The sequence below is a fragment of the Nonomuraea sp. NPDC049400 genome, assembly GCF_044466425.1.
Classification (GTDB): Bacteria; Actinomycetota; Actinomycetes; order Streptosporangiales; family Streptosporangiaceae; genus Nonomuraea.
This window is the reverse complement of the sequence record NZ_JBITMP010000050.1, coordinates 19,595-44,305: the sequence shown is the minus strand read 5'-3', so window position 1 is coordinate 44,305 and position 24,711 is coordinate 19,595. Positions and strand designations below refer to the sequence as shown.

32 protein-coding genes are annotated in these 24,711 nt (G+C 67.9%); 4 read left to right on the top strand and 28 right to left on the bottom strand.

The window, feature by feature from the left end; translation table 11 throughout:
• Positions 1–18 precede the first annotated feature (18 nt).
• A complete protein-coding gene (locus tag ACIBVN_RS47870; protein WP_397147329.1) occupies positions 19–381 on the bottom strand; it encodes a hypothetical protein in 363 nt (120 codons plus the stop codon).
• Positions 382–706: 325 nt separating this feature from the next.
• On the opposite strand from ACIBVN_RS47870, the gene ACIBVN_RS47865 reads away from it, so the two are divergent.
• Positions 707–979, top strand: coding sequence for a hypothetical protein (locus ACIBVN_RS47865; RefSeq protein WP_397147327.1), 273 nt, complete (start codon positions 707–709; stop codon positions 977–979).
• A gap of 89 nt (positions 980–1,068) precedes the next feature.
• Here the strand turns inward: ACIBVN_RS47865 and ACIBVN_RS47860 are convergent, their stop codons facing one another.
• From ACIBVN_RS47860 to ACIBVN_RS47800, 13 genes are all read right to left on the bottom strand, one after another.
• On the bottom strand, positions 1,069–1,905 hold the full coding sequence (locus ACIBVN_RS47860; RefSeq protein WP_397147325.1) for a hypothetical protein: 837 nt from the start codon (positions 1,903–1,905) through the stop codon (positions 1,069–1,071).
• Positions 1,902–2,717 (bottom strand): hypothetical protein, encoded by an 816-nt coding sequence (locus ACIBVN_RS47855; RefSeq protein ID WP_397147323.1) that lies wholly within the window; start codon positions 2,715–2,717, stop codon positions 1,902–1,904. Before ACIBVN_RS47855 ends, ACIBVN_RS47860 begins: the two co-directional genes overlap by 4 nt.
• On the bottom strand, positions 2,714–3,349 hold the full coding sequence (locus tag ACIBVN_RS47850) for a hypothetical protein (protein ID WP_397147321.1): 636 nt from the start codon (positions 3,347–3,349) through the stop codon (positions 2,714–2,716). The genes ACIBVN_RS47855 and ACIBVN_RS47850 overlap by 4 nt, the downstream gene beginning before the upstream one ends.
• Before the next feature lie 57 nt (positions 3,350–3,406).
• Positions 3,407–3,829, bottom strand: coding sequence for a hypothetical protein (locus tag ACIBVN_RS47845; RefSeq protein WP_397147319.1), 423 nt, complete (start codon positions 3,827–3,829; stop codon positions 3,407–3,409).
• Complete coding sequence (locus tag ACIBVN_RS47840; RefSeq protein ID WP_397147317.1) at positions 3,822–4,481, bottom strand: hypothetical protein; 660 nt, start codon at positions 4,479–4,481, stop codon at positions 3,822–3,824. Before ACIBVN_RS47840 ends, ACIBVN_RS47845 begins: the two co-directional genes overlap by 8 nt.
• A gap of 391 nt (positions 4,482–4,872) precedes the next feature.
• Entirely contained in the window at positions 4,873–5,055 is a 183-nt protein-coding gene (locus ACIBVN_RS47835) for a hypothetical protein (RefSeq protein WP_397147315.1), read from the bottom strand.
• A 237-nt stretch (positions 5,056–5,292) separates the two neighbouring features.
• Positions 5,293–6,519, bottom strand: coding sequence for an Eco57I restriction-modification methylase domain-containing protein (locus ACIBVN_RS47830; protein WP_397147313.1), 1,227 nt, complete (start codon positions 6,517–6,519; stop codon positions 5,293–5,295).
• A gap of 207 nt (positions 6,520–6,726) precedes the next feature.
• Complete coding sequence (locus ACIBVN_RS47825) at positions 6,727–7,224, bottom strand: hypothetical protein (protein ID WP_397147311.1); 498 nt, start codon at positions 7,222–7,224, stop codon at positions 6,727–6,729.
• A 205-nt stretch (positions 7,225–7,429) separates the two neighbouring features.
• Positions 7,430–7,717 carry a hypothetical protein gene (locus tag ACIBVN_RS47820; protein WP_397147309.1) on the bottom strand — a complete coding sequence of 96 codons (288 nt, stop codon included), beginning with the start codon at positions 7,715–7,717 and terminating at the stop codon, positions 7,430–7,432.
• Positions 7,710–7,895 carry a hypothetical protein gene (locus ACIBVN_RS47815; protein WP_397147307.1) on the bottom strand — a complete coding sequence of 62 codons (186 nt, stop codon included), beginning with the start codon at positions 7,893–7,895 and terminating at the stop codon, positions 7,710–7,712. Before ACIBVN_RS47815 ends, ACIBVN_RS47820 begins: the two co-directional genes overlap by 8 nt.
• Positions 7,896–8,059: 164 nt before the next feature.
• Entirely contained in the window at positions 8,060–8,620 is a 561-nt protein-coding gene (locus ACIBVN_RS47810) for a hypothetical protein (protein ID WP_397147305.1), read from the bottom strand.
• A gap of 198 nt (positions 8,621–8,818) precedes the next feature.
• Positions 8,819–9,793: a YgjP-like metallopeptidase domain-containing protein gene (locus ACIBVN_RS47805; protein WP_397147303.1), complete on the bottom strand. Its 975-nt coding sequence runs from the start codon at positions 9,791–9,793 to the stop codon at positions 8,819–8,821.
• A gap of 36 nt (positions 9,794–9,829) precedes the next feature.
• Positions 9,830–10,978 carry a DNA-processing protein DprA gene (locus tag ACIBVN_RS47800; protein ID WP_397147301.1) on the bottom strand — a complete coding sequence of 383 codons (1,149 nt, stop codon included), beginning with the start codon at positions 10,976–10,978 and terminating at the stop codon, positions 9,830–9,832.
• Positions 10,979–11,265: 287 nt separating this feature from the next.
• Here ACIBVN_RS47800 and ACIBVN_RS47795 point away from each other — a divergent pair, with 287 nt between their 5' ends.
• Positions 11,266–11,676, top strand: coding sequence for a hypothetical protein (locus tag ACIBVN_RS47795; RefSeq protein ID WP_397147299.1), 411 nt, complete (start codon positions 11,266–11,268; stop codon positions 11,674–11,676).
• Positions 11,677–11,721: 45 nt separating this feature from the next.
• Here ACIBVN_RS47795 and ACIBVN_RS47790 read toward each other — a convergent pair whose 3' ends face one another.
• The 8 genes from ACIBVN_RS47790 to ACIBVN_RS47755 form a co-directional block, all read right to left on the bottom strand.
• A complete protein-coding gene (locus tag ACIBVN_RS47790; protein ID WP_397147297.1) occupies positions 11,722–12,555 on the bottom strand; it encodes a hypothetical protein in 834 nt (277 codons plus the stop codon).
• Between the two features lie 88 nt (positions 12,556–12,643).
• Entirely contained in the window at positions 12,644–13,279 is a 636-nt protein-coding gene (locus ACIBVN_RS47785) for a hypothetical protein (RefSeq protein WP_397147295.1), read from the bottom strand.
• Complete coding sequence (locus ACIBVN_RS47780) at positions 13,276–13,860, bottom strand: DUF4262 domain-containing protein (protein WP_397147426.1); 585 nt, start codon at positions 13,858–13,860, stop codon at positions 13,276–13,278. The genes ACIBVN_RS47785 and ACIBVN_RS47780 overlap by 4 nt, the downstream gene beginning before the upstream one ends.
• Before the next feature lie 107 nt (positions 13,861–13,967).
• Complete coding sequence (locus tag ACIBVN_RS47775) at positions 13,968–15,026, bottom strand: hypothetical protein (protein ID WP_397147293.1); 1,059 nt, start codon at positions 15,024–15,026, stop codon at positions 13,968–13,970.
• Complete coding sequence (locus ACIBVN_RS47770) at positions 15,019–15,735, bottom strand: hypothetical protein (RefSeq protein ID WP_397147291.1); 717 nt, start codon at positions 15,733–15,735, stop codon at positions 15,019–15,021. Before ACIBVN_RS47770 ends, ACIBVN_RS47775 begins: the two co-directional genes overlap by 8 nt.
• 195 nt (positions 15,736–15,930) lie before the next feature.
• A complete protein-coding gene (locus ACIBVN_RS47765) occupies positions 15,931–16,218 on the bottom strand; it encodes a hypothetical protein (RefSeq protein WP_397147289.1) in 288 nt (95 codons plus the stop codon).
• A 7-nt stretch (positions 16,219–16,225) separates the two neighbouring features.
• Positions 16,226–16,396, bottom strand: coding sequence for a hypothetical protein (locus ACIBVN_RS47760; protein ID WP_397147287.1), 171 nt, complete (start codon positions 16,394–16,396; stop codon positions 16,226–16,228).
• A 267-nt stretch (positions 16,397–16,663) separates the two neighbouring features.
• Positions 16,664–17,878 carry a hypothetical protein gene (locus ACIBVN_RS47755; RefSeq protein ID WP_397147285.1) on the bottom strand — a complete coding sequence of 405 codons (1,215 nt, stop codon included), beginning with the start codon at positions 17,876–17,878 and terminating at the stop codon, positions 16,664–16,666.
• Between the two features lie 661 nt (positions 17,879–18,539).
• Here ACIBVN_RS47755 and ACIBVN_RS47750 point away from each other — a divergent pair.
• Complete coding sequence (locus ACIBVN_RS47750) at positions 18,540–18,995, top strand: hypothetical protein (protein ID WP_397147282.1); 456 nt, start codon at positions 18,540–18,542, stop codon at positions 18,993–18,995.
• 752 nt (positions 18,996–19,747) lie between these two features.
• Here ACIBVN_RS47750 and ACIBVN_RS47745 read toward each other — a convergent pair.
• From ACIBVN_RS47745 to ACIBVN_RS47730, 4 genes are all read right to left on the bottom strand, one after another.
• Positions 19,748–19,939, bottom strand: coding sequence for a hypothetical protein (locus tag ACIBVN_RS47745; RefSeq protein WP_397147280.1), 192 nt, complete (start codon positions 19,937–19,939; stop codon positions 19,748–19,750).
• 442 nt (positions 19,940–20,381) lie between these two features.
• Positions 20,382–20,780, bottom strand: a complete 399-nt coding sequence (locus ACIBVN_RS47740; protein ID WP_397147278.1) for a hypothetical protein — start codon at positions 20,778–20,780, stop codon at positions 20,382–20,384.
• 338 nt (positions 20,781–21,118) lie between these two features.
• A complete protein-coding gene (locus ACIBVN_RS47735) occupies positions 21,119–21,814 on the bottom strand; it encodes a hypothetical protein (protein ID WP_397147276.1) in 696 nt (231 codons plus the stop codon).
• A gap of 17 nt (positions 21,815–21,831) precedes the next feature.
• Positions 21,832–22,611 carry a hypothetical protein gene (locus ACIBVN_RS47730; RefSeq protein ID WP_397147274.1) on the bottom strand — a complete coding sequence of 260 codons (780 nt, stop codon included), beginning with the start codon at positions 22,609–22,611 and terminating at the stop codon, positions 21,832–21,834.
• A gap of 26 nt (positions 22,612–22,637) precedes the next feature.
• On the opposite strand from ACIBVN_RS47730, the gene ACIBVN_RS47725 reads away from it, so the two are divergent.
• On the top strand, positions 22,638–22,787 hold the full coding sequence (locus ACIBVN_RS47725; protein ID WP_397147272.1) for a hypothetical protein: 150 nt from the start codon (positions 22,638–22,640) through the stop codon (positions 22,785–22,787).
• A 59-nt stretch (positions 22,788–22,846) separates the two neighbouring features.
• Here the strand turns inward: ACIBVN_RS47725 and ACIBVN_RS47720 are convergent, their stop codons facing one another.
• Positions 22,847–23,770, bottom strand: coding sequence for a hypothetical protein (locus tag ACIBVN_RS47720; RefSeq protein WP_397147270.1), 924 nt, complete (start codon positions 23,768–23,770; stop codon positions 22,847–22,849).
• A gap of 335 nt (positions 23,771–24,105) precedes the next feature.
• Positions 24,106–24,693 carry a hypothetical protein gene (locus tag ACIBVN_RS47715; protein WP_397147268.1) on the bottom strand — a complete coding sequence of 196 codons (588 nt, stop codon included), beginning with the start codon at positions 24,691–24,693 and terminating at the stop codon, positions 24,106–24,108.
• Between the last annotated feature and the right edge of the window lie 18 nt (positions 24,694–24,711).

Below are 24,711 nucleotides of genomic sequence, written 5' to 3'. Positions count from 1 at the left end.
CCGGGCGGCGAGCGTCAGTCAGTCGATGGGTCCCCGGTCATCCCACGTGATGGTTACTCTCCACCGGCCGGGGCGCGTCGGATGCTCATCAGCGGTGGCCACCGCACGCCGCAGGTCGTCCTGGTAGTCGTAGTCGATCCAGGCGAGCACCCGTAGTTCGGCTTCTTCACCGCTGGCGGCGTCGATCGTGTATTGCGAGGTGAGGGTGCGCTCTTCATGGGTGCCGGTGCATCCGTGGGATTCGGCGTTCCAGCGGTTGTCCGGAATCGGCGGAAACAGCCGTTTGTAGGGGGTCGGCAGGACGCCGGTCCTTTCTCTTGGTGGGCGTGCTGGGCAGGTGTCCCCTCGGTGCGCGACTCTTCCGTTGCTGCTCAGGGCCACCGGTGGGTCGCTGGTGGCTTCGAGCCTGAAATCGGGGGAGCGCGATGTCCGCTCGAGTGCGCACGCAGGTGCGGTCGGTCCTGGGGAAGCCTTTCGCAACGGGGCTGGCCACTCCTACACTCACGTTCACGCTGACTCGGCTGGCGACAGCGGAAACCGCTACACGCCGGAAGCTGTCCCTGCTGCGGATCCGCATGGCCACCTTGCATCTGCAGGCAGCGGAACTCGAGCAAGACCTGACCCGGCTGGTCATCACGCAAAATGTCGTGAGGTCGCTGGCGCCCGAGGCCGCACTCTCCTGCGGTGCGCCGCAGCGGCCAGGGCGGTGAGTGCCACGCAGCCGTTGACCGAGAGCGACACGCATGTGCTCGCCGTGGTCGCCAGGGGACAGCCCATGCGGGCCAGAGCGATTGCGGGTGCGCTGGGCAGGCCGGACCAGCGCAGCCAGGTGGAGGGCCTGCGACTCCGGCTCAAACGCCTGGTCGCCCGCGGCTGGCTGGTTGAGCACCATCCTGGCCTGTTCTCCCTCGCGGTCCGCGTCGCGGAGCCTCGCGCGCTGGAAGCCGCGTCCTCAGCCCCGCCTTCACAAGGAGAATGACGGGCCCCGGACACTTACGCGAGGCGGCGCCTCGGCGACCGCGTTGGCCTCCGCGCCCTGGCGACCAGGAGGGCGCGGGGAGCCTGCTTTCACCCTGCCCAGATGTCCAGCAGCGCGACCGCCCGGCGCAGCAGGTCAGGCAGTTCTGTCGTCTCCTCCAGGGTGAGTTGGTCCAGCACCTCGGCGAGATTGCCGGCGGTCTTGGCGGCCAGAATCACCCGGTCGCCGTCCTGCAGATCGCCGGCACCTGCCAGCACAAGCGGCGGCTTCGTCGAGGCCTGCACCCATCCCCGCCCCTCGCCGCGGGCCCGGAGGGTGATCAGATCACCCAGGACGCTGAAATGCGACGACTTGGCCGGCATCGCCAGCCGGTGCAAGGCACGGTGGTACTCGGTGTCGGCGAGCGCGTGATGCTCGGTGGCCTCCGCGCCCAGCAGCTCCGCCCTCGAAGGAGGCCGGTCCACCCCGGCCTGGTCGAGCAGGTCACGCAGCTCGGTGATCCTGCGCGGTACCTGCGGCGGCATCATCTGCCAGTCGTCGCCATACAGGTCGTGAATTCTCACCAGGTCGCGGGCGCCGTACCAGCCGAACGCTCGAATGCTGCCCGCACCGCTGTAGCCGATGGAGAAGTACGTGGCGAGGTTCTCCGCGATCTGAACGGGCGGCAGCACGTACCGGTAGTCCGGGTGGCCGCTGTCCCACGCCAGTCCGGTGGCGGTCCGCCAGAGCGGCAGGTGCGGGACGACGTTGGCCATCAGCCACGGGCTGGCCGCGACGACGGCGAGGTCGACGTCGCGGTTGATCGCGTAGAACTTACGGCCCGCGTCGTCGAGGACCCCGATGCTGATGGTCCCGGCCGGGCCGGGCATAGTCGAGATGAACTCCGTGTCGGGGTAGACAAAGCGCACGTCCAGGTTCTTCCTCATTCTTGGGTCGGTTCAGGGTCCGTTTTCTGCGGCGCAGGCTCCTCAGTGGCCGGCGCATCGTTGCCGACGGCGTCAGCAGGGCACGTGCTCGAAGAGGAGATCTCGCCGAGCAGCTCGAGCAGCTGGGTCAGGGCGGATGCTGGCGCGGGCAGGCTTGCCGCTCGGGCGTACATCCAGTCCATGAGGGACCATTCGCCGTCCCGGACGGGCGTGATCGCCTGCCGGCGGACCCCGTCCAGACGTATGCCACGCAGGACGTCGGCGTGCCCGTATTTCTCTCCCCAGTCCAACTGGTAGTCCTTGAGCGCATAGGTCGCGGCGAAGACAGGGGGAACGGGATCGCCGGCTCGTGGCCGATGCTCCGCCGCTGTCCGCCAGCGGCTGCAGCCGCAGCCGGGATCGCCGCAGCGCAGCGATTCCAGATCGCGCGGAGTGCGGCGATAGTGACTCATCTGCCCGTTGAGCCACGGGCAGGCCCGGATGCTGTAATCGTGGCAGGCAGGGTGCTGGGCCGGTTGGCTGCTGTAGCCGCGCCAGAAGTCGAAGGGACGCACCAGCAGGAGGTACGTGCCGGAGGGGTCGAGGTCGAGGGGCTGCTGGCAGGCCGTGCACAGCCGCTCCATCAGGCAGGCGTTGATCTGGTCGGGGTCGTCGATCCCGAATACGGCAGGCAGCGCCGGGTCGCGGTGGCGAAGGGCGACCGCCGGAACGGCCCGGCCGCCCTGGATGGGACAGCCGGCCATGAGTTCCGGCACGGGCTCGTGCTGATGCCGGCGTCCGCCGGTGTCGGTGGAGGGGCTGCGGCGGTTCACGCGGCGGCCCCATCGATGCAAGGCGTGGCCGTGATGTGCACGCTGGCCCGATCGACGAGGACGTGCGGGTGGTTGACGTGGATCTCGACGGTGCCGGCCAGCGTCGCGTCGAGGTCGCGCTCGCGCAGGTGGCTGATCTCGGCCTGGCAGGTGACCGTCAGCGTGACGCATCGCCGATCGTCGTAGGGGGCGAGCCGAAGGGCGGTCAGGAGCTCCTGCAGCCGCGTTCGGGACACGGTTCCGTCTTCGTAGGCGCGGATGGCGTGGGCGCGTGCCTGCTCCAGTTGGTCGCCGGCGGCGTCCGCGTGAGCGGCCGCGGCCGTGAGCTCGGCGATGCATGCTGCCTGCTGGCGGGTGACCTCGGCGAGCATCGCCCGGACCAGGAGCGCGTCGGTGGGCTTGGCCAGCAGGGTTCTGATGCTGAAGTCGGCGGGCACGGTCAGCTCGCGTGCGCTGAGGCGGAGCTGGGTCCAGCGGGGAGGGGCGTACTGGGAGGCGGAGCGGTCGGCGTCGGTGACCAGCACCTCCCAGCGTTCGTCGTCGAGTTGGCGGCATACGACGCCGAGGCGCTGATGGTGCTCGGCGGACGCCGAGCTCGCGCCGTTGATGATGACCAGCGCGCCGGGCTCCACGGAGCGAGATGGCGCTGGGACAGCTGGCAGGGATCCTTGAGCTGAGGGGACGTCTGGTCAGCGGGTGTGCCAGGCGGCCACGACGTCCTGGACGGCACGCGGCAGGTCCTCGCTGGCGCAGGTGGCCGTGTGGCCGTGCGCCACGCTGTAGACGTCTGGGCCGCCACCTGGGGAGCTGTCGTCGTAGAGGACGTAGGCGGGCACGACGGTGAAGGTGTGATCGCGAAGGTTCGCGGCAACCGCAAGAGCTCGCCTGGCAGGTGTTGCCGAGGGGATGTGGAAGCGGAGAACGATGCGCTGGCCATCGTTGGTGGTGTAGCCGTCGAAGTGGTGGGCGCCGATGGCGTGGAGGGCTTCGGCGCCGATGCTGGCGCGAATGTCGGCCGGCGAGCCGACGGGCTGACGTTCGCGGGCGGGCTCGGGGCTGGACCGGTCGCCGCCCCCGGGCTGCGATCTGCGGTCTTCTCGCTTCTCACTCATCAAAGGGCCGTATGGTCGCGGCAAGGTCGGCGCGGCACGCTGCACACATGCTCTGCTGGACCTCATCGAGGCGCTTGCGCAGATCGGTGACCTGCTTGGCGTGCACGTCGCGGTCCTGTTCGGCCTGGGTCCGGGCTTCGTGGGGGGTGAGTTTGCCGGGGCCGACGCGTTGAACGGTGATGGCGAAGCGTTCATCAGTCGCTCTGCTGGTGAATTCGAACGCCTGCTCAACATAGTTCGGGGCCGGACCCAGCATCGCGTGCGCCCAGCTGACGAACACGGCGGTGATCTCTGGAGGCGCTGAGGTGACGATTTCGATGCCGCCGCTTGCGGTGGGCCCCATACCGTGGAGCAGCACCTGGTTGAGCAGCTCTTCGGCGCGGGCGTCTTGGAAGGCCGCAGCGGCGGCGAGAACGTCGCGGACCAGGGCGGGGGCGGTATCGAGCGGGAGCTCCGGCCATCGGCCGGCAAGGTGGTCAACAATCGATGCCACCATGTCGCGTTCGTGGTCGGTGTCGCTGTCGTCGATGGGCGCAGCAGGGGAACCTGAGGTGCCAGGCAGCATGGAGGCGCCTGAAAGAGCTGGTGCTTCCGTCGTCTGGTCGCGAGGGTTACGTTCGGGGTCGGTGGTCTCAGCAGCGAAGGCGGGCATGATAGGAGCTCGTTTCGGCAAGGTGAGTGCAGGATTGGTTGCACGGCGCGTCATCTCTCAGGGCGGACGACAGCGGCGGCGCGGGGAGTGCGTGGGCCACGCGGACAACGGGGTCTGGCATGCGGGCTGCTGCAGTTCCCGCCCGTACGCGAGCTCCGCCTGGTCCGACAGACTGTCCGGAGAACATGGGCGAGGATCTGGGGCTGATGCGGCGTCAGATTGTTGTGCGCGGGATGAGGGTCTCGTTGTCAGGGTGGGGTGACCCTGGAGGGCAGCCGCATGGCGACTACCTTCCAGGCCACGCCTGCCCGCGGGCGATCTCGGTGGAGGGCACGGGATCCAGGTCTATGGCCTCGTTGACGCCGGGGGCGGCGTGAACGTGGTCATCGACTTACCAGACCTTCGGGATGGTGACGAACGGGGCGACCATGTTGTAGATGACGCCCTTCGGGTGCTGTAGGGCGAAGGTTTCCACGAGGCCTGCAGCGGCTTCAGCCACGTTCCTGCCGTAGGCGGTGTAGCGGAGTTCACCCACCGAGGAGTGAACGCTGATCTTGTAGGGATTGCTGAGCATCGAGTCTCCTGCGTATAGGGCGGGGAGGGCGCCTTCAGAGAGGGGTGCCCCGAGGTCTCCCTGCGAGACAGGTCCAGCGCGTCCGAGCAGGAGACAAGCTGTGCGGCAGCCGCGAAAGGGAGTCAAGGTTCGCCGAAGGCGTGGCCTTGACTCCCGTGCGGGTGCCCGGTACAACCAGGCCGGCGCCGGGGAACAGGTGCCATCAGGAGAGGTCGAGAACGGTGTGAGGTTGAGCGATCAGTCCGAACTCGCGTCGCCTGTGACGGCCGCGTGGGCGCTCAGGGCGGTGGTGAAGCAGTCCAACGCCTCTCGCCGACGTACGGCTCCGGCGATTTCCTGCCAGACCAGCCCTCGCGCGGGGTCGTCCGGTTTGCGCGGTTCACCGCGGATGCCCATGACGGTGCGTACGGTGTCGCTGACCGGCGCCTGGTTGCGGTGGCAGAGGATGACAGTGGGCGTGCCGTGACCTTCGATGTAGGCGCCGCTGGTGTCGATGATCCATCGCGGGTCGAACTGGGGCAGCCACTGCTCGACGTACCGCTTGCCGAACTCGCGCTTCATGAAGCTGTTGGCGGTCAATTGTGCGCACCAGCCACCGTCCACGAGCAGCTCCATGAACAACTGGTGGAAGGGAAGCGCGAGGCTGTAGTTGCCGTGACAGACGGCCGGATAGCGGCGCCGGATCGCGGCATTGAGACGCGAGTCGCTGACGGTGATGTACGGCGTGTTGGCCACCACGACGTGGTAGCTGCCACGCTGCAACAGCGGCTCGGCCTCATCCAGGAGCGCGTCGGCCACCGCCACCTGGAGCGGCAGGTCGGCGAGGAGATCCCGGTCAGGCAGTACGCCGGTGTGGCTGGCGATTATCGCCTGTGCCATGACGAGCAGCCGGTAGCGGGCCAGCAGAACCGCATACGGGTCGATGTCCACGCCGTGTACCACGCCCAGCGCGGCCACGACCCGGTCAGCGGCCGCAGTGAACAGCGGCAGCGCGGGCCGACCGGCGCGGCCGAATTCGAGCTGCTGCCGCACTGTTGCCCGGATCAGCGTCTCGATGAGGATGTGGCCGGTTCCGCAGGCGGGGTCGATGGCCCGGATGTGCGGACCCCAGTCTTCGTAGGCATGATCGAAGGAGATGTCGAGCAGCAGGCTGGTCACATATCGGGGGGTTTGGCACAGTGCGCGTCCCTTGCGCGCCTCGGTTGACAGCTGCTGGTACAGGTCGCCGAGGCGGTAACCGTCTGGACGATGCGGATCGTCGTCTGCCGAGCCGGGCGGAATGAAGTCGGCGAGCGCGGCGGGGTCGACGGCCAGCCCGTCCCACACCGGGTTGACGGCGGGATCCCGCAGTGCCGCCAGCCCAGGATGGAGGTGGGAAATCTGTTCGACGTCTCGGCGCAGGTCCCCGGAGGCGGCGATGAGGCCCTTGCCGTGGGCGTGCCGGACGAGAGCGGCGTTGTGCATCCAGTGCACCGCCGGACGGGCACCGATGTCTCGGCTCAGGCGGTCAGGGTTCAGCTGTTGCGAGGGCAATGGCGGGCTCCGTGCTCATGCGTGAGGAACAAGCCGCTCGGCGAGCGGGGGTGAGGATTCGCGAACCAGCGTTCGCGCGTCACCAGGTCCGCTCAGCCGGGTGGATGCCGAGCTGGTCGCAACGGCGGGGCGGGCGGATCAGGGTTTCGGCTTTGTCCGCGACCTGGAGCGCGTTGCCGCGCCGTCGGCGGCACGAGTCCGCGCATACGGTTCGGCCCAGTCCCGCAGCACGTTGATGACCTCCTCGCGCCATCGCATCCCGGCTGGGATGGGTAGTTCGGTAACCAGTTCGGCCGGACGGCCGGTCAGGCCGAAGATCCGGAACACGCAGATCGGCGCGGGGTCGTCGATCGGGGTGGGCGGGCCGTGCCAGGAGGCGGGCTGACGCCACACCGCCCGATAGGTCTGGCCGCGGATGGTGAAGTACCACATTTCTTGCTGCGGGCCGTTCTGCTGGGTCAAGCGCACCGAGCCGCGCCGGACGGCCGGCCGGGGCGGCAGCGGCGGCAGGTTCTCGTGAGCGAACGCTTCCGGGTGGCGCTGGCGGGCCTGCTCAGCGGTCATCTTGTCGCGCACCTGCGCATACGGGACCGTGCCGGAGGTGGGATGACGCATGTGGTACGCCAGCCCGGCCATGGTTTGCAGCTGCGCCGCCGTCGAGGTGAGCGGGTCGGGGACCGTCAGCAGTCTGCGGCCGGCGTGGAGGACCTCGCGCCAGCGGCCGCCGATGAATGCGAAGTCGCCGACGGTGAAGTCGGTTTGAGACCACAGCTGTGGCTCAGGCGCGGCGCGCGGGTCTTCCCAGTAACTGATGCTTTCACCGCCGCGGTCGGGGCGACGGCTAGGCAGCCGCCGCTGAGGGTGGTTTCTTGGGGATGGCGCGTACCTGTATGTGCGTCGTGGCGGCGGCGTGCTCGATCAGGTGGTCGCGCATGAAGTCGGCGTCCTGGCGGGTGAAAGGCCCGATCCGGACGGTGTCACCCATCGCGCCGCCTTTGAGGACCGTGATTGTGCCGGACGCTTCGAACAGCTGGCGGCGCTGGTGCCAGAACTCGGCGGCGTCCGGGGAGTAGAAGTTGAGGCCGGTCTCGTTGATCACGACACCCCACCGCTTGTCGCCCTCAGGCATGGGTGGGCGCGTCCTCGGGCAGGTTGAACGCGGAGCCGGCGTCGGCGGCGGCCAGCTGGCGGCCGACGCCATGTTCGCTGTGGTACAGGCCGGGGTCGGTCATCTCGTACGCCTTGCGAGGCTGGGCTTCATGATGAGCACGTGGCGCAGGCAGGTGCCACGCCTTCAGCCGTGTCATGGCTGCCTCGATCCGGATGGCGCTGCTGTCCGCGTCGAGGCCGACCTGGTGAAGCCTGGCGTGGGGTTTGGTCCCATCGTGGGGGCCGACCCTGGACGGTCTTCGTGAACCGCTCCGTTTGAGTTGGGAGAGCTCGTGCTCGAGCACCGTGTGAAGGTCCGCCATTACCAACGGTCCTCATCCGTCCTCAGCTCTGCCACGAGATCGTCCGCCAGGGGCTGGAGATCTTGCCGGTACGAGACAGGCCACCTGTCGATCTCATCGGCGTTCTCCCAGTCGACACTGCCGCTGGGCAGAATCGGCGCAGCGTAGGCGAAATAGGTGAAGTCGTAGCTGTCCTGGGCCCACACCACCGCCCTTCGAGAGTGATGCACCATGAGGACGGCCCCGGCATGTAGGGTGCACTCCGGATCCCGCAAATGTGGAGCGTCGGGCCGTTTCAAGGCGTCGGCGATGTAGGGCGGAAACAGCACCTGGTATGCGGTTCGCTCGTTGGTCAGTACGGCGTAGCCGGCTCCTTCGGGGCTGTCGCGGGAAAGTGCCGGCCCGTCGTAGCTCACGGCGACGCTGAGGTCGATGCGTTCGTGACGGTCGGCGTAGGCGGCCAGCATGCGGCGGTTGTCGCCGGTGAGGATCACTCGCGCGGTATGGCCAGTTCCTTCGAGCGCGCTGTGCCGGTCGGGGAGCCAGAACACCCGATCGGAGGTGGGCGCCACCACCAGCATGCGGCCAAAACTCGGGGACTCTTCGAAGTCGACGTTGATCGTGTACAGAGAACCTTCCAGCCCTGAAGGATGTCGGCGACACGGCCCGGCGGCATCGCCGTCTGCCGCTCATGGAGAAGATGGGCTCCCCAGCTCCGCTGGGGCGCGGGGGGGCCGGGCAGCGCTCGCCCGGGAGTTCACGTGGGCGCGGGCCGCCCCCTAGGCGAGGCGTTCATCCCAGCACGTCGGGCAGCACCAGGGATTGGTGCCAGGCTCTGCCATGCTGATGCGACGGGCGTCGGCCGCGGCCACGCCATGGTGGCACAAGCGGCAGAAGATGCCGACGTCCGACGTCGGCTCGGGCGGCCGGTGCGTACGAACGGCGCCGATCCACACCCGCCGCCATTCCTGCACCATCGCCTGATGGTGGTCACTCCATCCGGGCATGTGCAGGTTCAGCAGCCGGATGTGCTCCTTCTTGCCCAGCCGGCGACCGGCCTGGACATGGCACAACTCGCGAACCATCAGATACGTCACGTGCGGCACCCGCAGCTGTGCCGCGGCCCAATGCACGGTCACGGCCGGCTTCGATCCGAGCCGAACGGCGGACTGCTCCTCGCCGAGGTCGTCGACGCGGAAGGTCACCGGCTGGTGCAAGCCGAACCGCGGATGCCAGATCGTGCTGGTCTCGGTCAGATGGTCCGACAGCCGCTGGCTGTACCAGGCGATGAGAGAGCGCGCGTCGCGGGCGTGTCGGCGCTGCAGCCGCAGCCACCCGGACGGGTTGTCCTCCAGGTGCACGGCAGGCCCGTCGTCGTCGACCAGGCGGAGGCGGTGGTGACGTCCGAGCCAGGGGAAGTTCTCGCCGCCGACGAGTTCCTTGACCGGGCGATCGGGGGCGGTCTCCCGGGCGAGCCGGACGTTCTTGGCCAGCCACAAGACCCTGCTCCTGGCAGTCTCGACGATGTGGTCAAGGCTGCTGTCAGGGGGAGCGGTGACGGTCACCGAGGCATCACGCTCGACGGTCAGGCCGATGGTGTTACGGCGCGGGTTGATGCGTATGTGCCACGTCCAGCGGGCGCTGACGGTGAGCAGGGCACTTTCGAGCAGGGCGACGTCGATCGCGGTCGCGTCAGGGATGACGGTGCTCCTTCCGGTGTTCGGACAAGCCGACGAGCGCGACGGCGTAGGCACCCGTTCGCGCGGCGGGGAAACCTCGGGAAGAGGAGGTCATGGCGTTGGATCCGGCGCCGCCCATCGATAGGCGCCGCGTCGGCCGGACGCATCTTCCTGCTGGTGCTCTGTGGCCGTGCGGGCGTCCATCAGCTGAGAGGCGACGCGGGTCGATCGGTTGACAGCGTCGCGCCGGACGACGGTGGAGCGTCGCGGGCACATGTGGTGATCCATACGATCCGGCTGCGGGCACCGGCCTGCGGCGGAGTAGACGGTGTCCGAGCACACGCACCGCGTACCGTCCCCCAAGGCCGTGACATGCGCGAGCTGGCCGACCAGGATCGCTCTGCCCTCGTGAAGGATCTGATTACAGCCTTCCGCTTCCTGCGAGGTCGCGGGGCCGGGCACGGCTCCTATCGGCCGGCCGAGCCGCTCGGCATGCCGGAAGGTGCTCATGGTTCCGCTGCGTGGCCGCATCTCGGCGACGACGACGATTTGCCCGAGAGCAGCTGCCAGCCTGTTGCGGGCAAGGAGCCGGCCTGCACTTTCGCGGGTGCCCGGCGGATACTCACTCACCACCGCGCCCTGCGTGATGATCGCGTCGAACAGGTCTCGGTGCTCAGCGGGGAAGCAGACGTCGACGCCGGTGCCGAGCACGGCGACGGTCGTCGCTTCGACGGCCAGCGCACCCTCGTGCACGGCCCTGTCGATTCCGCGGGCGAGGCCCGAGATGATCGTGTGGCCGCGCCGGCCGAGCTCTTGGGCGATTTCGCCGGCCATGTGCCGCCCGTAGTCGGTGGCGACGCGAGATCCGATGATCGTCGCTGACCGGGTGCCGCACTCGCGAAGATGGGCCGGTCCGCGCACCCACACCCCCAGCGGTTGATGCCAGCCGAGGTCGGTCAGCAGGGGCGGCCATTCCCGGCTGTCTGGAGTCAGGAAGCGGGCGCAGACCTGCTCGGCTGCTGCCAGATCAGCGAACGGATCAGCGTCTTGAACGGCGGCCCGCCAGCGCGCCACCCGTCGCGCGTTCTCGCGGGCGTCGGCCATGCCGTCGAATTCGGGCGGGACCGCGCCGGCGCGGATGTCGCGTAGAGCCGCGACCGCTCCCACGGCGTGCACAACGCGTTGCAGCAGGGACACATCAGACACGTCGTGGATGGCGTGCGAGAGGGCAATCCGTGACAGCGTCTCGAGCTCTTCCAAGAAGGTTCCCATTCCGAGGATGTGTGCCGCGCCGGGGCTGGTCCCGGCGCGTGGGAGTCGGGGCACCGCGTGCCCGTGGCCGCGGTGGAAGGCTCGCCGGAGGCGACCGCGCGAAGCGCGGCTTGGGCTTCTGGAGCGGGGGCACGCGGTATCCCAGAAGCGGCGCCGGGACCAGCCATACGCGCTCGGCCGGATGACGCGTCGTGCCGGCGGCGGCTTCCGTCCGGAGGGCAGATGTCTCGCGGGTACTTTCGCACCGCCACAGACAGCCTTTACTCTGGTCGATCATGAGTGTCAGAAACGATGTCAAAGACGTTAAGGCGGCCGCCCGCCAACTATTCGACGCCAACCTGCCGGTGCTCGTTGAGCTCGCCCAAATCGACGAGGAGATCAGCGAACTGACGGCCAAGCGAGAACAGCTGCTGGGCCAAGCCCGGCAGTTATTCACCGAAGGGTGGCTGGCCGAGCTCGGCTTCGGGGCGGCGCCGACCGGCCGGGGCAGAGCGCGTCGACCAACGAGCTCCAGGGGGAGATCCCGCAGCCAGAAGCAGGGCGCCGCGTCGGCCGCTTCAGCCGCCGCAGAGCCGGCTCCGGCTTCGGACGGCGAGGACTTCGCCCCGCCGCCGACGGAGGAAGGCGCTCAGGCTGACACCAGCTGGAACTCTTCCACCGCAACCTCGTCCAACTGGTCCGGCTGAGGGGCGCAAGCCATGACGAAGGGGGGCTGAAGTGGGAGGAGGGGTTCACCACAGGCCGGGTTGGCCGGCCGGGCCGGCGGCAACCAGCGCTACAGGACGACCGATCGGAGCGGGTGCCGGCGACGCGCGCTTGCCGAACCGGCACATGACCACCTCGACCTTGGGCTTCACGCCGCGCCAGGCGTCGTCGTGGATGGAGGTGTCCAGTTCCATGCCGGGGACAAGCTCCACGCCTGTGGCGGCCACAAAGCGCTGATACTCCCCGTCGCCGCCGTCGAAGGTTGTGGCGGGCACGCCGCTGCACCGAAACGGTGCCGCGATCTGCGGCACGATGAACACGCCTGTTCGGGCCAGGTCGCTGGCGATGTCGATGACGTGGTACTCGAAGCGCCGCCCGCGGTAGCGGGGTCCGTTGCCGGTGCGCTGGGTGTACCCGAACGGCGGGTTGGCCATCACGGTGTCGAACTGGCCGAGGTCAGTGTGGGCGAGGTCGAACACGTCGGCGCAAATCCAGGTGGCTTCCGGAACCGTCTTGCGGCCGACTTTGACATATGCCGGGTTCCGCTCGACGCACACCATCTCGGAAACGGGGTCGGTCGGGTCGTGATCGTCGAGGCGGGCCCGGGCTAGCCGGCCGGTCCCGGCGCACAGGTCGAGGATCCGCGGCCCTTCGACCATGTGCCTGATCTCCCACGCGAGCTCTATCGGTGTGAACCAGGCGGCGTCCAGGTTGTGCGTGACGTCGGCGCCTTCGTGCCAGTGTTCAAGCACGAAGTCCTGCTCATCCGAGGTCAGCGGCCGGGGGGCATCCACGAGCTTCTGCGCTTCGGCGTGCAGCGCGGCGTCCTGCTTGGTGATCGTCGGCAGAGGGGTCTCCAACAGGGGTCAGAAAGTGAGCAGGGCAGGCGCTGCCGAGCGGCGAGCGCCTGCCCCGCGGGAGGCGAGTACCACCGAAGTGGCCGTGGTTTCAGTCCTCGATCAGCCTGTACTCAGGCGGCAGCACCACCCGGCGCATGCACGCGGTGCATTCCACTCCGTCGTCGTCGAACGGCGCCGAGGTGATGTCGGCGGTGATGACGCCCGGCGCAGTGATCTCCAACGGGTTGGACCGGGTGGCCACCTGCAACTGCTCCAGGCTGCCGACGGCGCCGCATCCCTCGTATGGGCAAGCCAGCCGGCCATCCACGACCAGGGCCTGCGGGAGTTCGAGCGTGGGCAGGATCGAGGCGAGCGCGTGGGCGTCGCCGGCGTCGTGGTCGGCGGCGAGCAGGCAGGTCACCACCGGGATGTCGCCGGACACCCCCAGCGTGCTCCACGCCTGGTCCAGGGTGTCGAACCCGCCGAGCGGCCGTGCGTGCCGGGTGAGGCCGTACCAGCCCAGCGGCTGCGGCGGAAGCTGCAGATCACGATAGGCATGGACGGGCTGCGAGTCGGGATACAGCGCCTGGTGCTCTGCCGCCCAGGTGTGCAGATGGTGCTCGACGAACGCGGGAAAGGCGCTCTCGTGGTTCGGCTCGAGCACGACGTGGTAGACGTGGACGTGATAGCCGTCCGGCTCGCGGACGCATTGCGCCGTGGCGGGACGTGAACTGCTGGCATTCACCAGCGGGCGCCTTCTCGTTGCCGGCGTCGCCGCAGGGAAGCCAGCGGCTTGTCACGGTCAAGGTCACCAGGGCGGCGGCTGGCAGGGCGGCGGGGTCGCGGACCGGCGCCGGGCGGCGCACCGGGAGGACGCGCGGGAGCGCCGGCGGGTGGATCGACGTCGGGCCAGCCGCCGGGCCACGCTTCCCACAGGCGCGGCTGCTCAATGCCAAGCTGGTGGCCGGCGTCCCAAGGGAAACGGCCTTCAACGTCGGCGATCACAACTTGCAGCGCGGCAGGGACGACACCCAGATGAGAACGCGCGACGTTGAACAGGCTGCTGTTGTTCCAGCTGGGGTCGACAGATCGCAGCTGCAGGACAACACGGTCGTGACCGAACGCCGTGGCCAACGCGCGAGGGTCGCGAACGTCGACGCCCTCCACCCAGCAGCTGGCGATGGCGTTCAGCAGTGCACCGCTCTGCCGCAGGCCCAGGCCCGCCACGATCAGCTCGGGCAGTTCTCGGGCAGCCAGCCCGATCGTGTACGTCCAGGGCATCTGCAGATCGCCGACGCCCTGGATGTGCCAGCCGTAGACGCGGATGTGCTCGGAGATGACGGTGTGAAGGGCAGTGCGACGGAGAGGGAAGTTCAGTGCTCCTCCATGCGGTCATGGCGGGCCCGCAACGGGCCCGGCCAGATGTTGAGGGCTCAGGCTGCGATGTCGCCGCTCATCACGGCGTCCGTGTGATGGATGAGCGCGATGCGGCCCGCCCAGCTCGTCAGGTCGGCGAAGTCGGCCAGCGCCTCGGCGCGCTGCCGCAAGGCCCGCTCGTGGGCGTCACTGGCGGCGAGGGTGTCGCCCACGTACACCAGCACATTCGCGCCCAGCCCCCACACCACGGCGTTGACGGCCGCGCATGCTGCGGGGATCGGCTGGATCTCGCTCATGGACCAGCCGAAGTTCGCCGGGCTGTGACCCAGGACGCTCAGACGGAGCGCCAGCGCCCGGAGCAGGCTGCCGGTCCCGGCAGCCGGCTCGTAGTACCAGCAGCCGGGCTCGACGTCGGCGCTGTCTCCCAACATCATCTGCGCCATGAGGTCGGCGTGCGAGGCGGAACTGTAGAACGCGCCGAGCGGCCGGCGGGCGCTGTTGGTGCGCATCTGCGTGAGCATGGCACCCAGCAGGTCGGCGTCCCGGCGAAGCGCCGGATCGGGGTGCCCGGTGAGGGCGAACTGGCCCGCGTTGATCGCGGCGTGCGTCACGGCATGTACGGCCCGGGCAAGTTGCGGATGCGGCCGCTGATCGTCATGCAGCCAGCTGTGCAGGGGCAGGGCGATGGTGCCGATCAAGTAGGGGTGAATGATCCAGGCGATCGACCAGATGTCGCGCAGTACCTGCAGGAGGTCGTCGGGCTCGAGCGTGAGGAATTCGGCGGCCATATCGGGGCCGCGCGGGTCATCCTGACTCACCAGGGCCAGAGCAGCGACCACGCTCAGCGGGATGACAATGTCGCTGCCGCCGTGGTGTGCGTGCCAGGCGGCCTCGACGTCTTCCGCAATCCGGGCCGGTGACACGCTGGCGGGCGTCGTCCGAGCTGGCCGCAGGACTTTCGCTTGTGCGGTCGCCAGCGCCGTCAATGCAGGGGCGGGCGGCTCGACCACGGTTTCGCTGGTGGGGTCGGGAAGGGCCGGTGAGGTGGGTGCGGTGGCCTCGAGGAGGGCGAACAGGTCCAGTTGTCCGTGACCCTGCGGCGTGCGCCTAGGCATCGTCCGCCTGCTTCTGCGCCGCGGCCGAGTCGCGGTCGGCCCAGGCGGGGTCCCAGGGCAGTTGCAGGTCTTCAGCCCACATCTGGAGCTGTTCCGGGCAGCTGTCGACGACGACGTTCCAGTCGTAGCCCTTGCCTGCGACTGCGTCCTTGAGCTTGGCAACCGCGTCGGCGGGAGTGATGGGCACGAGCAGTGTCGCGTCGTCGGCACGCCACCGTCCGGCAAGCTCCTGCAGCGGACCAGCGGCGTAGAAGATGCCGTGGTAGAACTCGCCGGTCCAGTTGAGCGGACCGCTCAGTGGCCGGGGTGCGTTGGCGACCGCCCAGCCGTTGTCGGCGATGGTGGTGGCGTGCTCGGCAGGCCAATGACCGGCGAGCACGTAGCGCTGCCGAAGGTCGGCACCATGCTCGGGTTCTGTGCGAGCGTTGGTTCGCACCGGGCCTCGACGCCGCACGATCCGAACGTCGCTGATGCGGCTTTCGGTCACGTTCACGCAGGCGAGCGGGTTGAAATCGTCCAGCCAGGTGCCTTCCTCGCGCAGGAATTCCTCAAGCGCGGCAAGGTCGTCGGCGATCTCCTCTTGGACGATGAGCGTCGTGTCTACGGTGTGGTCGCATTCCTCATAAAGGTTGAACCTCACGTAGAGTGCCACGTGGCCCGGCTCGATCACCAAGGTGTCGTCGTGCTGATCCAGGGTTTTGCCTTTCACGATGGGAGCCGCCTCAGCTTGTGAGACAGGAAGCGGGCCCGCCCGGGACGGGGCGGGCCCGAAGGTGACGCGCGGGTGCGCAGGCCGCGGCCGCTGGTGTCGCGACATGCGGTAGTTCGGCACGGCTAAGGTCGGGGTGATACCTGCCGCGGCGGGGGACGGAGCCGCTCAGTGCGTGAGAACTGCAGGCGCAGGTCAGCTGAGTGCTCGCAGCGCCGCCTTGTCGTTGACGGCCACCCCATTGAAGCGACCTGGAGCGGAACGTTCGCTGGCGTCATGCAGGTGGAGCCCGTGCAGTTCCACCTCGGTCACGTCCTTGCGAGTGACGAGGACCTCGCCCTTGTCCGGGACGTACCCGTGAGCTCGAGCCCAGGCGTGGACAGCCGCAGTGGCCACCTCAGAGTCGTCGTCGAGGCAAGGCCCGAAGTGCACCTCGCCGTGCGGAAGGCCAGCGTCGTTGAGGTCCGCGATCAGGATGTACATGGTGGGGTCACCAGTTCTCTGGATAGTGCCGCAGGCCGACTGGGAGCAGGTCGAGGTCCTTGGCGATTCCTTCGCCGTGCCGGTCCTCCAGCGCGTTCATCAGGCCGGTACGCAGCAGGCGGAGCCATGCTCCGGTCGGCAGGTCAAGTAGGACGTCGGCCACGATGTCGGCGGACACCTCGGCGCGGGTGCCGGAGCCTTCGAGATCGTGCCGGTACAGGCGGCGCAGGGCACGCGCTCGGCGCCGTGCCGCGGGGGTCTTGTTGGGGGTGTAACGGTGCAGGATATGTTCCTTTCCCGAGGGCGGCCGCGGACGTTGGGGTGGCGGCCCACCCGGTGAGGGTGATTAGCTCCGTGCGCTGGCGAGAATGTGGGCGTCAGGGCAGGACGGACGATCAGGCGGCGCGGCTGGTGCCGTTGGTGAGGGCGGCATGCCCGCCCGGTTTCACAGCACCAGTTCCTCTTGCGAGATCGCGGCTCCTGCCAAGCCGGTCTCCCACATCTTCGGGAAGGCTGGCGCCACCTTCGGTTCTGCCGTGGCGGGTGACAGGACCAAGGAGCGCTCCGCGGTCGGTAGATTCGGCTGGCGGTTGAGCAGCCTCAAGCGCCGGTGGATGCCGTCACGCTCGACGCTTCGGCCGTGCTTCTCGGCGATGAGGTCCAGGTAGGCGCGCACGTCCTCCTGGGAGCCGAGCTCCACGACCTCGAGCGAGCGGGCTGAGGCGGCGCGGCCGTCTTTGCCTTCGACGAAGGCCCTGCGTACGTCGTAGACAGCCCACTGCTGTGCGTCCAGGTGCTCAGCGAACAGGGCGAGCAGGGGTCCGGCGTCAGGGTGGCGCCGCAGTTCGTCGACCAGCCTTTTGCCGCCGATCAGCCCCTGCCGCTCGTTGAGCGCGACCGCGGTGTGCTCCATCAGCAGCGGTAGCATCGCCAGGTGTGGCGCGGCGAGATAGCGTGGGATGGTGCGGCCGCGTCCCTTGGCGCTGGTCAGGGCATATGGGCACATCTGGCACGCGCTCTTTTCGTAAGCCACTCCGAGGTGGCGCAAGAGGTAGTCGTAGGCGTCCTCTCGCCACCACCCCCAGTCGATCAACGGGTACAGCGCCTGGCGGCCGGGCAGTTTGCTCTTGCGCAAGTCCTGGTCCCGGCGGGAAAGCTCGCCCAGTTCGAAGCCGACCGCGTGCGTGTAGGGGCGGCCTTGGGTGTAGGCGGCCACCCACCAGTCCAAGAGCTCGCCCTTGGCGTGGACGCTGCACAGACGTTTGCCGCCGGTCTGGGGGACCGTCCCGCTGTGGAACATCTCGTCCGACAGCTTGTACAGGCCTTCGATGTAGCAGCGGGTGGGTGAGCGGGTGTCGTCCAGCACCGTGTAGTTGCAACCGCCTGCCGCCTCTTTTGTCCTGGCGGTGCGGGCGAGCTGGACCAGACGGATGTTGTGGCGGCGCAGCAGCGGAAGGACGTACTGCTCGGCCAGTTCGCCGGTGATCGGCCACTCGTCACCGGTCTGGGCGACCAACACCACCAGATCGTCCAAGTCGAACTCGCGGCTGGTCGGGTCGAGGATCCACCTCAGCAAGATCGCTGTTGAGTCGACGCCGAGCCCCCACGAGAGGACGGCGATCGGGCGGCCCGCGGGGGCCGGCAGGATGGAAGGCGTCAATCCGCTTCCGTGCACCGAGAGCATGGGGTGCGGTAGGAGGGGTCACGGGCGTGCGCTTCGTCACGAGACCCTGCCCAATCTCCTTGGCGGACAGTGCGAAGAAAGTGGCCGGCGACGCACTCGACGAGAACGCTGCCGGTGCTCGAGCTGCGGACGCGAATCGGCACTCGGCGCGGGACGCTGGATGGTGGCTGCGTGGCTGGCGGGCCCGCGGCGTCGGGGCAGCTCAGGCCGGTGTGGTTGTTCTGCTGCGGTTCTGCGGACCGGGAGACAGGATGGCTGTAGCGGTCGGTCAGGAGGTTCCTTTCTCGAGGGTGCGTGCGGGAGCGTGCGTTACTGGTCACGCCTCCCGGCGTTCGCGCCCAGCGGGACCTTGCAGCGGCGGATGACGAGGCGCTGGCTCTGCTGGGCCCTATCCAGGCCGGCTCCCCAGAGGTCTGCCGCTCTGGCCGGAAGGGAGGCACTAGGTGATGGAGGGATGGTCCGGTATCGTTGCGGGTGGGCTGATCCGCGTCACTGCCTGTCGTCCAGGTCCCCGCCCACGCCACTGGGACCGTTGGAGGCCAAGAGTCTGAGACTCACGCGCTTTGTCGGCATGATGTGAACCAGCCCTCATCGGCCGCGACGCGTGGGGCCGCTGGCCGGAAGGTAAGGACACCTCATGACGCATTCGCGCAGCCGCGAATTCGACCGCGCGGTACGCCGTTACATGGCCGAGCACCCCGGCACCCGTTACACCGTGGCACGCCGAGCGGTCGAAGAGCGCGCACGCACCGCCCCGTCGTCCCTGGCCGACTTCAGCGGGTCAGCAACGGAACCCTCCACCGCCTCCCAGGAAGCATTGGCGCGTCTCCTGTCAGGCCGCCGTGGCGTCATCAGCGGCAAGACCACTCTTGCGTTTGACCTGGCTTTCCGCACTCACAAGGCCCTGGTCGTGGATCTCGACTCGCTGGGATCAGCGACGGCGCCGCAGGAATTCATTCCGATCATCATTGACCCGCCTCCACTCTCGGATCTTCCCTGCCCGGGCGGTCCAGTTTGGGACGAGGCGCTCGAAGCACTACGCGCCCTGGGATTGGTCGACGAGGAGCACGACCAGGGGCGCAGCCAGCAATAGGCCCGCCCACTGCGATTTGAACCGACGCAGGGGCGGCTCGCAGCCCAGCCTCATCGAGCGTGTGGTCCAGCCGATCCCGGAGATGTTCTCCGTGCGGTGCAGGCAAAGACGCTGTACGTCTCGAGAGGGCGCTGTACTTCCGAGCCGCCGTCGATCAGCGGCTCATTACGGCGGTGGTCGATGACGGATGTGTCCTGGATGTGCATGTCGCAAAGAGCAACGCGGGGCAGGCTTTCAGTGTCGGCACCGCGTACCGTGACCAGTTGGGGGCACATCCAGGATGCATACGGCGTCGACGATGGCGTCAGCGAAGGTCCGTCGACACGCAGCTGACGGTTCCGTTGCCTCCTGGCTGTGATCGGCCACGAACCAGTGCTGTTCGTTCGGCCAAGGGCTGGTCCCATGGCTCGCGCAGGCCCGTATCCATGTCTGCGTCCTGGGGTCCCATGACCAGCCGGTCGATGCTCGCGGGCAGGGGGGCCGGAGGTGGCACGCCTGTCCTGGCGCCGGGGCTGGCGCTTGGGGCTGAAGGGCGTGTTTGATCGTGTCCTCGTCTGGTTGATGGGCGATGAGCATCGCCTCGATCAGGCGTATCAGGCGGGGCACGTCGTCGCGGGCCAGTAGGAGGGTCGTACGGTCCGGGTAGGACATCTGTGCGTGCCGGGCGCGAACTTCAGCAAGATATGTCTGGAGCGGGAGATCGAACAGCGGTGTGGCGGTGTTCTGGTCGGGTTCCCGAGCAGCCATGAGCGTCACACCTTCTTGGGTTGGCGCTGGCTGGCTGATCTTGGGATGGGCGTGGGCGAGATGCACTTGCGTCTCGTACGAGGCCCAGCTGTCGAGACGGCCCTGAACCCCTGCCAACATCCGGGCAGTGCGGCGGCGATGGACGTCGCGAGCTGCACGGTCTCGTTGAGGTAGCTGTAGGAGGTGACTCCACGCATGGCAGTTCCCTTTGGCTGCGTGTCCGGATGAGGGGTCGGCTGGGACGCTGTGGCGCGGCGCCACGAGCGCGCACAGCGTGCGTGGGCGCAGCATGGACCCCAAAGCCGCGCCTAGTGATCAGTGGAGGTTGCGGGCGGACTGGCTTGGCTGAGGTCCACCAACACGCGTTCGCCGCTGCCTGTGTTGATCACGGTTAGGAGGTGGATGGTTGGCATGAGGGCTGGAAGGTCGTCCAGCGCCTACTGTGCGGCCTCGTGAGGTGTGTCGGCATCTTGCTCGGCAATGGTGACAAGCACGTCGAATGCTGGCATGCGCATTCCTTCGATCGAGTGGGGATCTGTCGTTCGCGGGCGAGCTTTGTGCTGGCCCAGTCGGTGAAGGCCAATAAGAACGGCCCGGCCGCGCCCCGTGTGTGAGGTCGTGCCGTGCGCTGAAGCGGGTTCAGGAGACGATGTGGAAGGTGCTGCGTGCACGCCGAGCGCGGTACTCGGCGAACTCGGCGACCCACCTGTCGTAGCGGGCTCGGAACTCCCGATCGGCGGGGGTGTCGAAATCGGGGTACTGGATGTGCCGGGGCTGCATGTGCTCAGGGCAGGTGGTGCCGTCACCCGGAGGGTGCTGGTCCGCCCAGGCGAATCTGCAGGCGCATATGAGGCGGCCGTAGTCAGGGTCGTCCTCGGTGTGGATAGCGCGACCGGTCGGGGTGTAGCCGTAGCGAGGAATTTGCCGTTCAGCGGCGGTCTTCCACTGTTGGAACCCCTCCGGGTCGATCGCGGGATCCGGCCCATAGTGCAGCATCATTGCCACGTACAGGTCCCGGGCTGCGGCTAAATCGGCCATCCGATCGGTGTGGCTGCGGAGTGGCTTGCCGGGATCAAGGTCGGTGAGGATCTGGGCGATGCGGGCGTCCTGGAGGTCCTCAGCTTTCGGGCACCGCGCTGTTACGGAGAAGCACAGCGAGAACCGATGAGAGCTTCCCTGATAGCAGACTGTGCACCCACAGCTCAGGAAGCGCCAGCCGACCAGGTGGGTCAGAGCGAGTTCGTGCGTGGGCGGCGTCATCGACGCGCTGAGGCGATGGGTGGAGACCCCGAGCATCGCAGAGCTAGAGATGTCCCGGGCGGGCTCAGTCGATCTAGAAACAGCCATCGCGGTGCCCTTCAGCAGGTGGAGGGAGGTTAGGAGATGCGCTCGATGTGCGCCCAGATCACGTCCTCGACGGAATCGGCGTCGAAGCCGCGCTCGGCGCCGTGGTAGGTGATCTGGTATATCCCGGGCGTGACGTCCACAACGGTGTCGGACCAGTCGAGAGCGGAGCGGTCGCCGCCGCGCGTTTGCCAGTCCGAGTAGTCCGCCAGCGAGAATGCCCACAGGTCGGTGCAGATGTCCGCCAAGCTGGCGCTGTCGGGGAACCTCGGGTGTTCGTCCTCGGTGTAGCTGGGCGTGGCGATGACGTACGTGCCGTCACCGGTGGGGTACAGGCCCAGGCCGCAGTTGAGAGTGGAGCCGAAGGCGCAGCCGATCTTCCCCATCGCCTCGGCCGCCTGGGCCCTGCCGAGGGCGGTGTTAAGGCTGGCCATGCCGGTGCGGTCCAAGTTGTAGACGGGACGCAGATCATCGGAGACGAGGAGCTTCCCGGACGGTACCTGCAGTGTGATCGTGGCGGTGATGCCGTCCGGGTAGGGGCACGGGTCCTGCACGTGAACGGCATCCGCGGCGACTCGGAACCTTGGCCGGCGATCACAGATGGCGCAGGCGTACTCGACGCCGGTGACCAGCGGTTCCACGTTGTCGAGCAGGCGGAACACGTCTACCTCGTTGGTGCGCGGGAACACGTGGCCGTTAGGCATTAGGGGCAGTCTTTCGATGCTCACCAGGCGAGCGGCTCCTTCTATGATGTCCTTCGCTGTTGCCTGCGGAGGTCGCTTTCTTTCTGCATCTGTCCGAGCGTGCGGTTGCCCTGGCGACGTAGGGCGGCGGGAATCCGGTTCGCGGCCATGCCGACGGGGCTCGGGCCCAACACCGCCAGCAAGTCGGATTCCGCCTGCGAATGCCAGTTTGCCTCCGCGATTGCTGCTTCGTCGGGGAAGACGTCGGCGACCCGGTCGACGGTGGCATCGAGGACGCGGTCATGTTTGCCACCCAGCGAATACACCCAGAACAGATTGGGTGGTGGCTGCGGCTCGACCAGTCTTCGGAATCGCGCCACCTCCTTGGTGTAGGTGTAGAACCGCACGCCCGGACGATCGGAGATAATGCGCAGCCAGGCCAGCACGTAGGCGTCGCTGAACCAGTCTCCGGAGTCATGGATGCGAATCCAACGATCTTGGAAGCGGCGCGCGCCGAGTTCCGTCCGCATCACCTTCTCCCAGCCGTCCAAGTCCTCTACGACGAACGCGAGATTGGCCACGTGCCTGGCAAGCACATTGCTGAAGCGGTAGGCCCCGAATCGTGCGTAACAAATATCAGCGCACGCGTCCGCGGAAGGGCATGTGACCACTTTTCGGCCGGAGGGGAGCTCGGCGGACAAGGCGGGCAGCGTCCAGTTCCAGATGCCTTCCCGCCGTAGCTGCCCGTTCTGCGCGAGAAGTCGGCGTGGGCGTGCTGCAGCCCGTTGTCCCGGCAGCTCATCAAAGAGGGTGAACTGGTCGTCGCTGGCGGGCCCGGTCATGGCCCACATCTGATGAGGTGCTCAGGATGGCGCTGTGGCGCCAGACCTCCGGCAAGAAGCATCCCGCCATCGCTAGACGGCTGGATGCATTCCCACTGACGAGGGGTCGGCAGTTGGGTGCGGCAGCCGCGCTGGCTGGCCTGGGCCATACCTTTCTGGACTTCGCCGCGGTCTGAAAGAGAGGACAGTAACGACAGCATGGTGTGCCTCGGTGTGGCGACGTGAGGGATGATCATCAGAGGGTGGCGAGGGGCGCGGAGCTTCCGTAGGCGGGGTAGTCCAAGGCGACACGGCCGCATGGCACGCCGGCGTCCAAGGCGAGTTGGAAGCGCAGCACCCCGCTGACCTTTTGCTCGCGCACTCCGGCTGCGTCGAACGCGCGGACGAGCCAGTCCCGGACGTGCTCGCCTCGCCGCGGTGGTGAGGCTCCGTGCGCCTCCAGGCGGCGCTGTACGTACTGTCGGCCCGACTCGCCGTTCACGACCTTCGACAGGGCGCGCGGATCGAGCGCGGTGCCGTCCGGGAACAGCAGCATGGTCCGATTCCGGCTTCGACCAGTGTGCAGCATGTTCGTAGCCCGGTAGACCGTCCCGTAATGCCCGGGGTGGACTCGTTTGCCGTCGACGGAGTCGCGCGGTACCGGGTCGCAGAACGTCACTACGGCGCGAAACCCCAGTGTCCGTGCCATCTTCAAGGCCTGGCCGATGGCCCATGATTCAGCGTTCGAGTCGAGCTCGTCGGCCAGCACTACGCGGCCGATACATGTCGACTCAGAGTTCGGGCGGAGCGTCGGCCAGGCACTAGTGAGGACAGCGTCGCTGGCTGCGTTCGACAAGACGATGACGCCCCGCAGATATCCGGCCTGGTCAAGGATGCCGAAGGCCACCTTGCAGGCGACGAAGGTGTGCAGGTAGTGGTGCTGTTCGACGTACTTCTTGGCGTCGCTGTAGGCAATGCGGCGTACCTCGTACCGGCTCTTGTCGAAGCCGCCGCGGCGCCGCCGCCGCCAGGTGTCCGCGGCGCGGCGCTCGTCTCGGCTGGTGAGGCCGGGCTGCCAGACGGCTGTGCCGGCGTTCCATCGCTGGCACCATCGGCCGTCGGGAAAGGCGATCTCATCGAGAGTTGGTTGGAAAACATGGGAGGTGCGACGGCGGCTCATGGGTCGCCTGCCCGTTGCAAGCTGGCCACGCGAGTCGCGTGCCCTGAAAATGTGTGGCGGAGGTAGGTCAGGATGTCTCTCCGGAAGATGTGGAGGCCCGCGGTTCCACCCACGTCCATCGCACCTCGTCGTATCCGAGTGAGAAGGCCCAGCAGGTGAAGCAGGCTTTGCCGTGCTGGGTGCCGGGACCGGGTGGTACGGCGAGGTGTTCACGGATGCCGGTCAGCCACGGACGGGGCCCTTCTTCAGCAGCGGCAAGGAGTTCGGCGAGGTCCGGAAGGACGTTGAATGCCTCCTGGTGGAAGCGGGCGTTGTCCTAAGGCGGTCGGACCGGTTCAACCGCGCTGATGCCGGTACTCGTGCTCGCGGGCTGCAGTCCACGCTTCGGCAAGATCGGTAACCGAGGCGGCGACCTGGTCACCGTCGATCCCGCAGGTGACGCTGACCGGGATGCTGAACCGGTAGCCGGCCGACTCGTTTTGCTCGAATGGGGGCAGGCGCCCCGCTTGCGCGAGCGCGTCCATGTGGTCGATTCGCATGCACGCAGGGTTTCCCTGGCCATCCACAGGAACTATCGCAGCGACCGGGCGGCCATCGATGGTCAGACGGGTTATGACATCGCCATCGGCGGCGACCCTGGCAGCCGCGCATGCGGCGCGTCCGATCACGGGCATGGAACGGGCGCTGCCCGTCTCGATGCGGCGAGGGTCGGCAGGGCGCTCCATAAGTTCTAGAGCGCCCGGGCCGCGTTCAGCCAGGTAGTCCGCCAGGGCATCGTTGCTGTCCTGGCTGGCGATGTAGTCGGTCAGCACCTGGAGAAGCGTGCTGTCGTCCCATCCGTAGCGGTCCTGTGCCGCGGAGATCAGTTGTCCGATGCTTGTGCCGGTGAGGACAGGAGACTCGGGCTCCTGTTTGTCATCCATGTGATCGCCTGGCTCTTC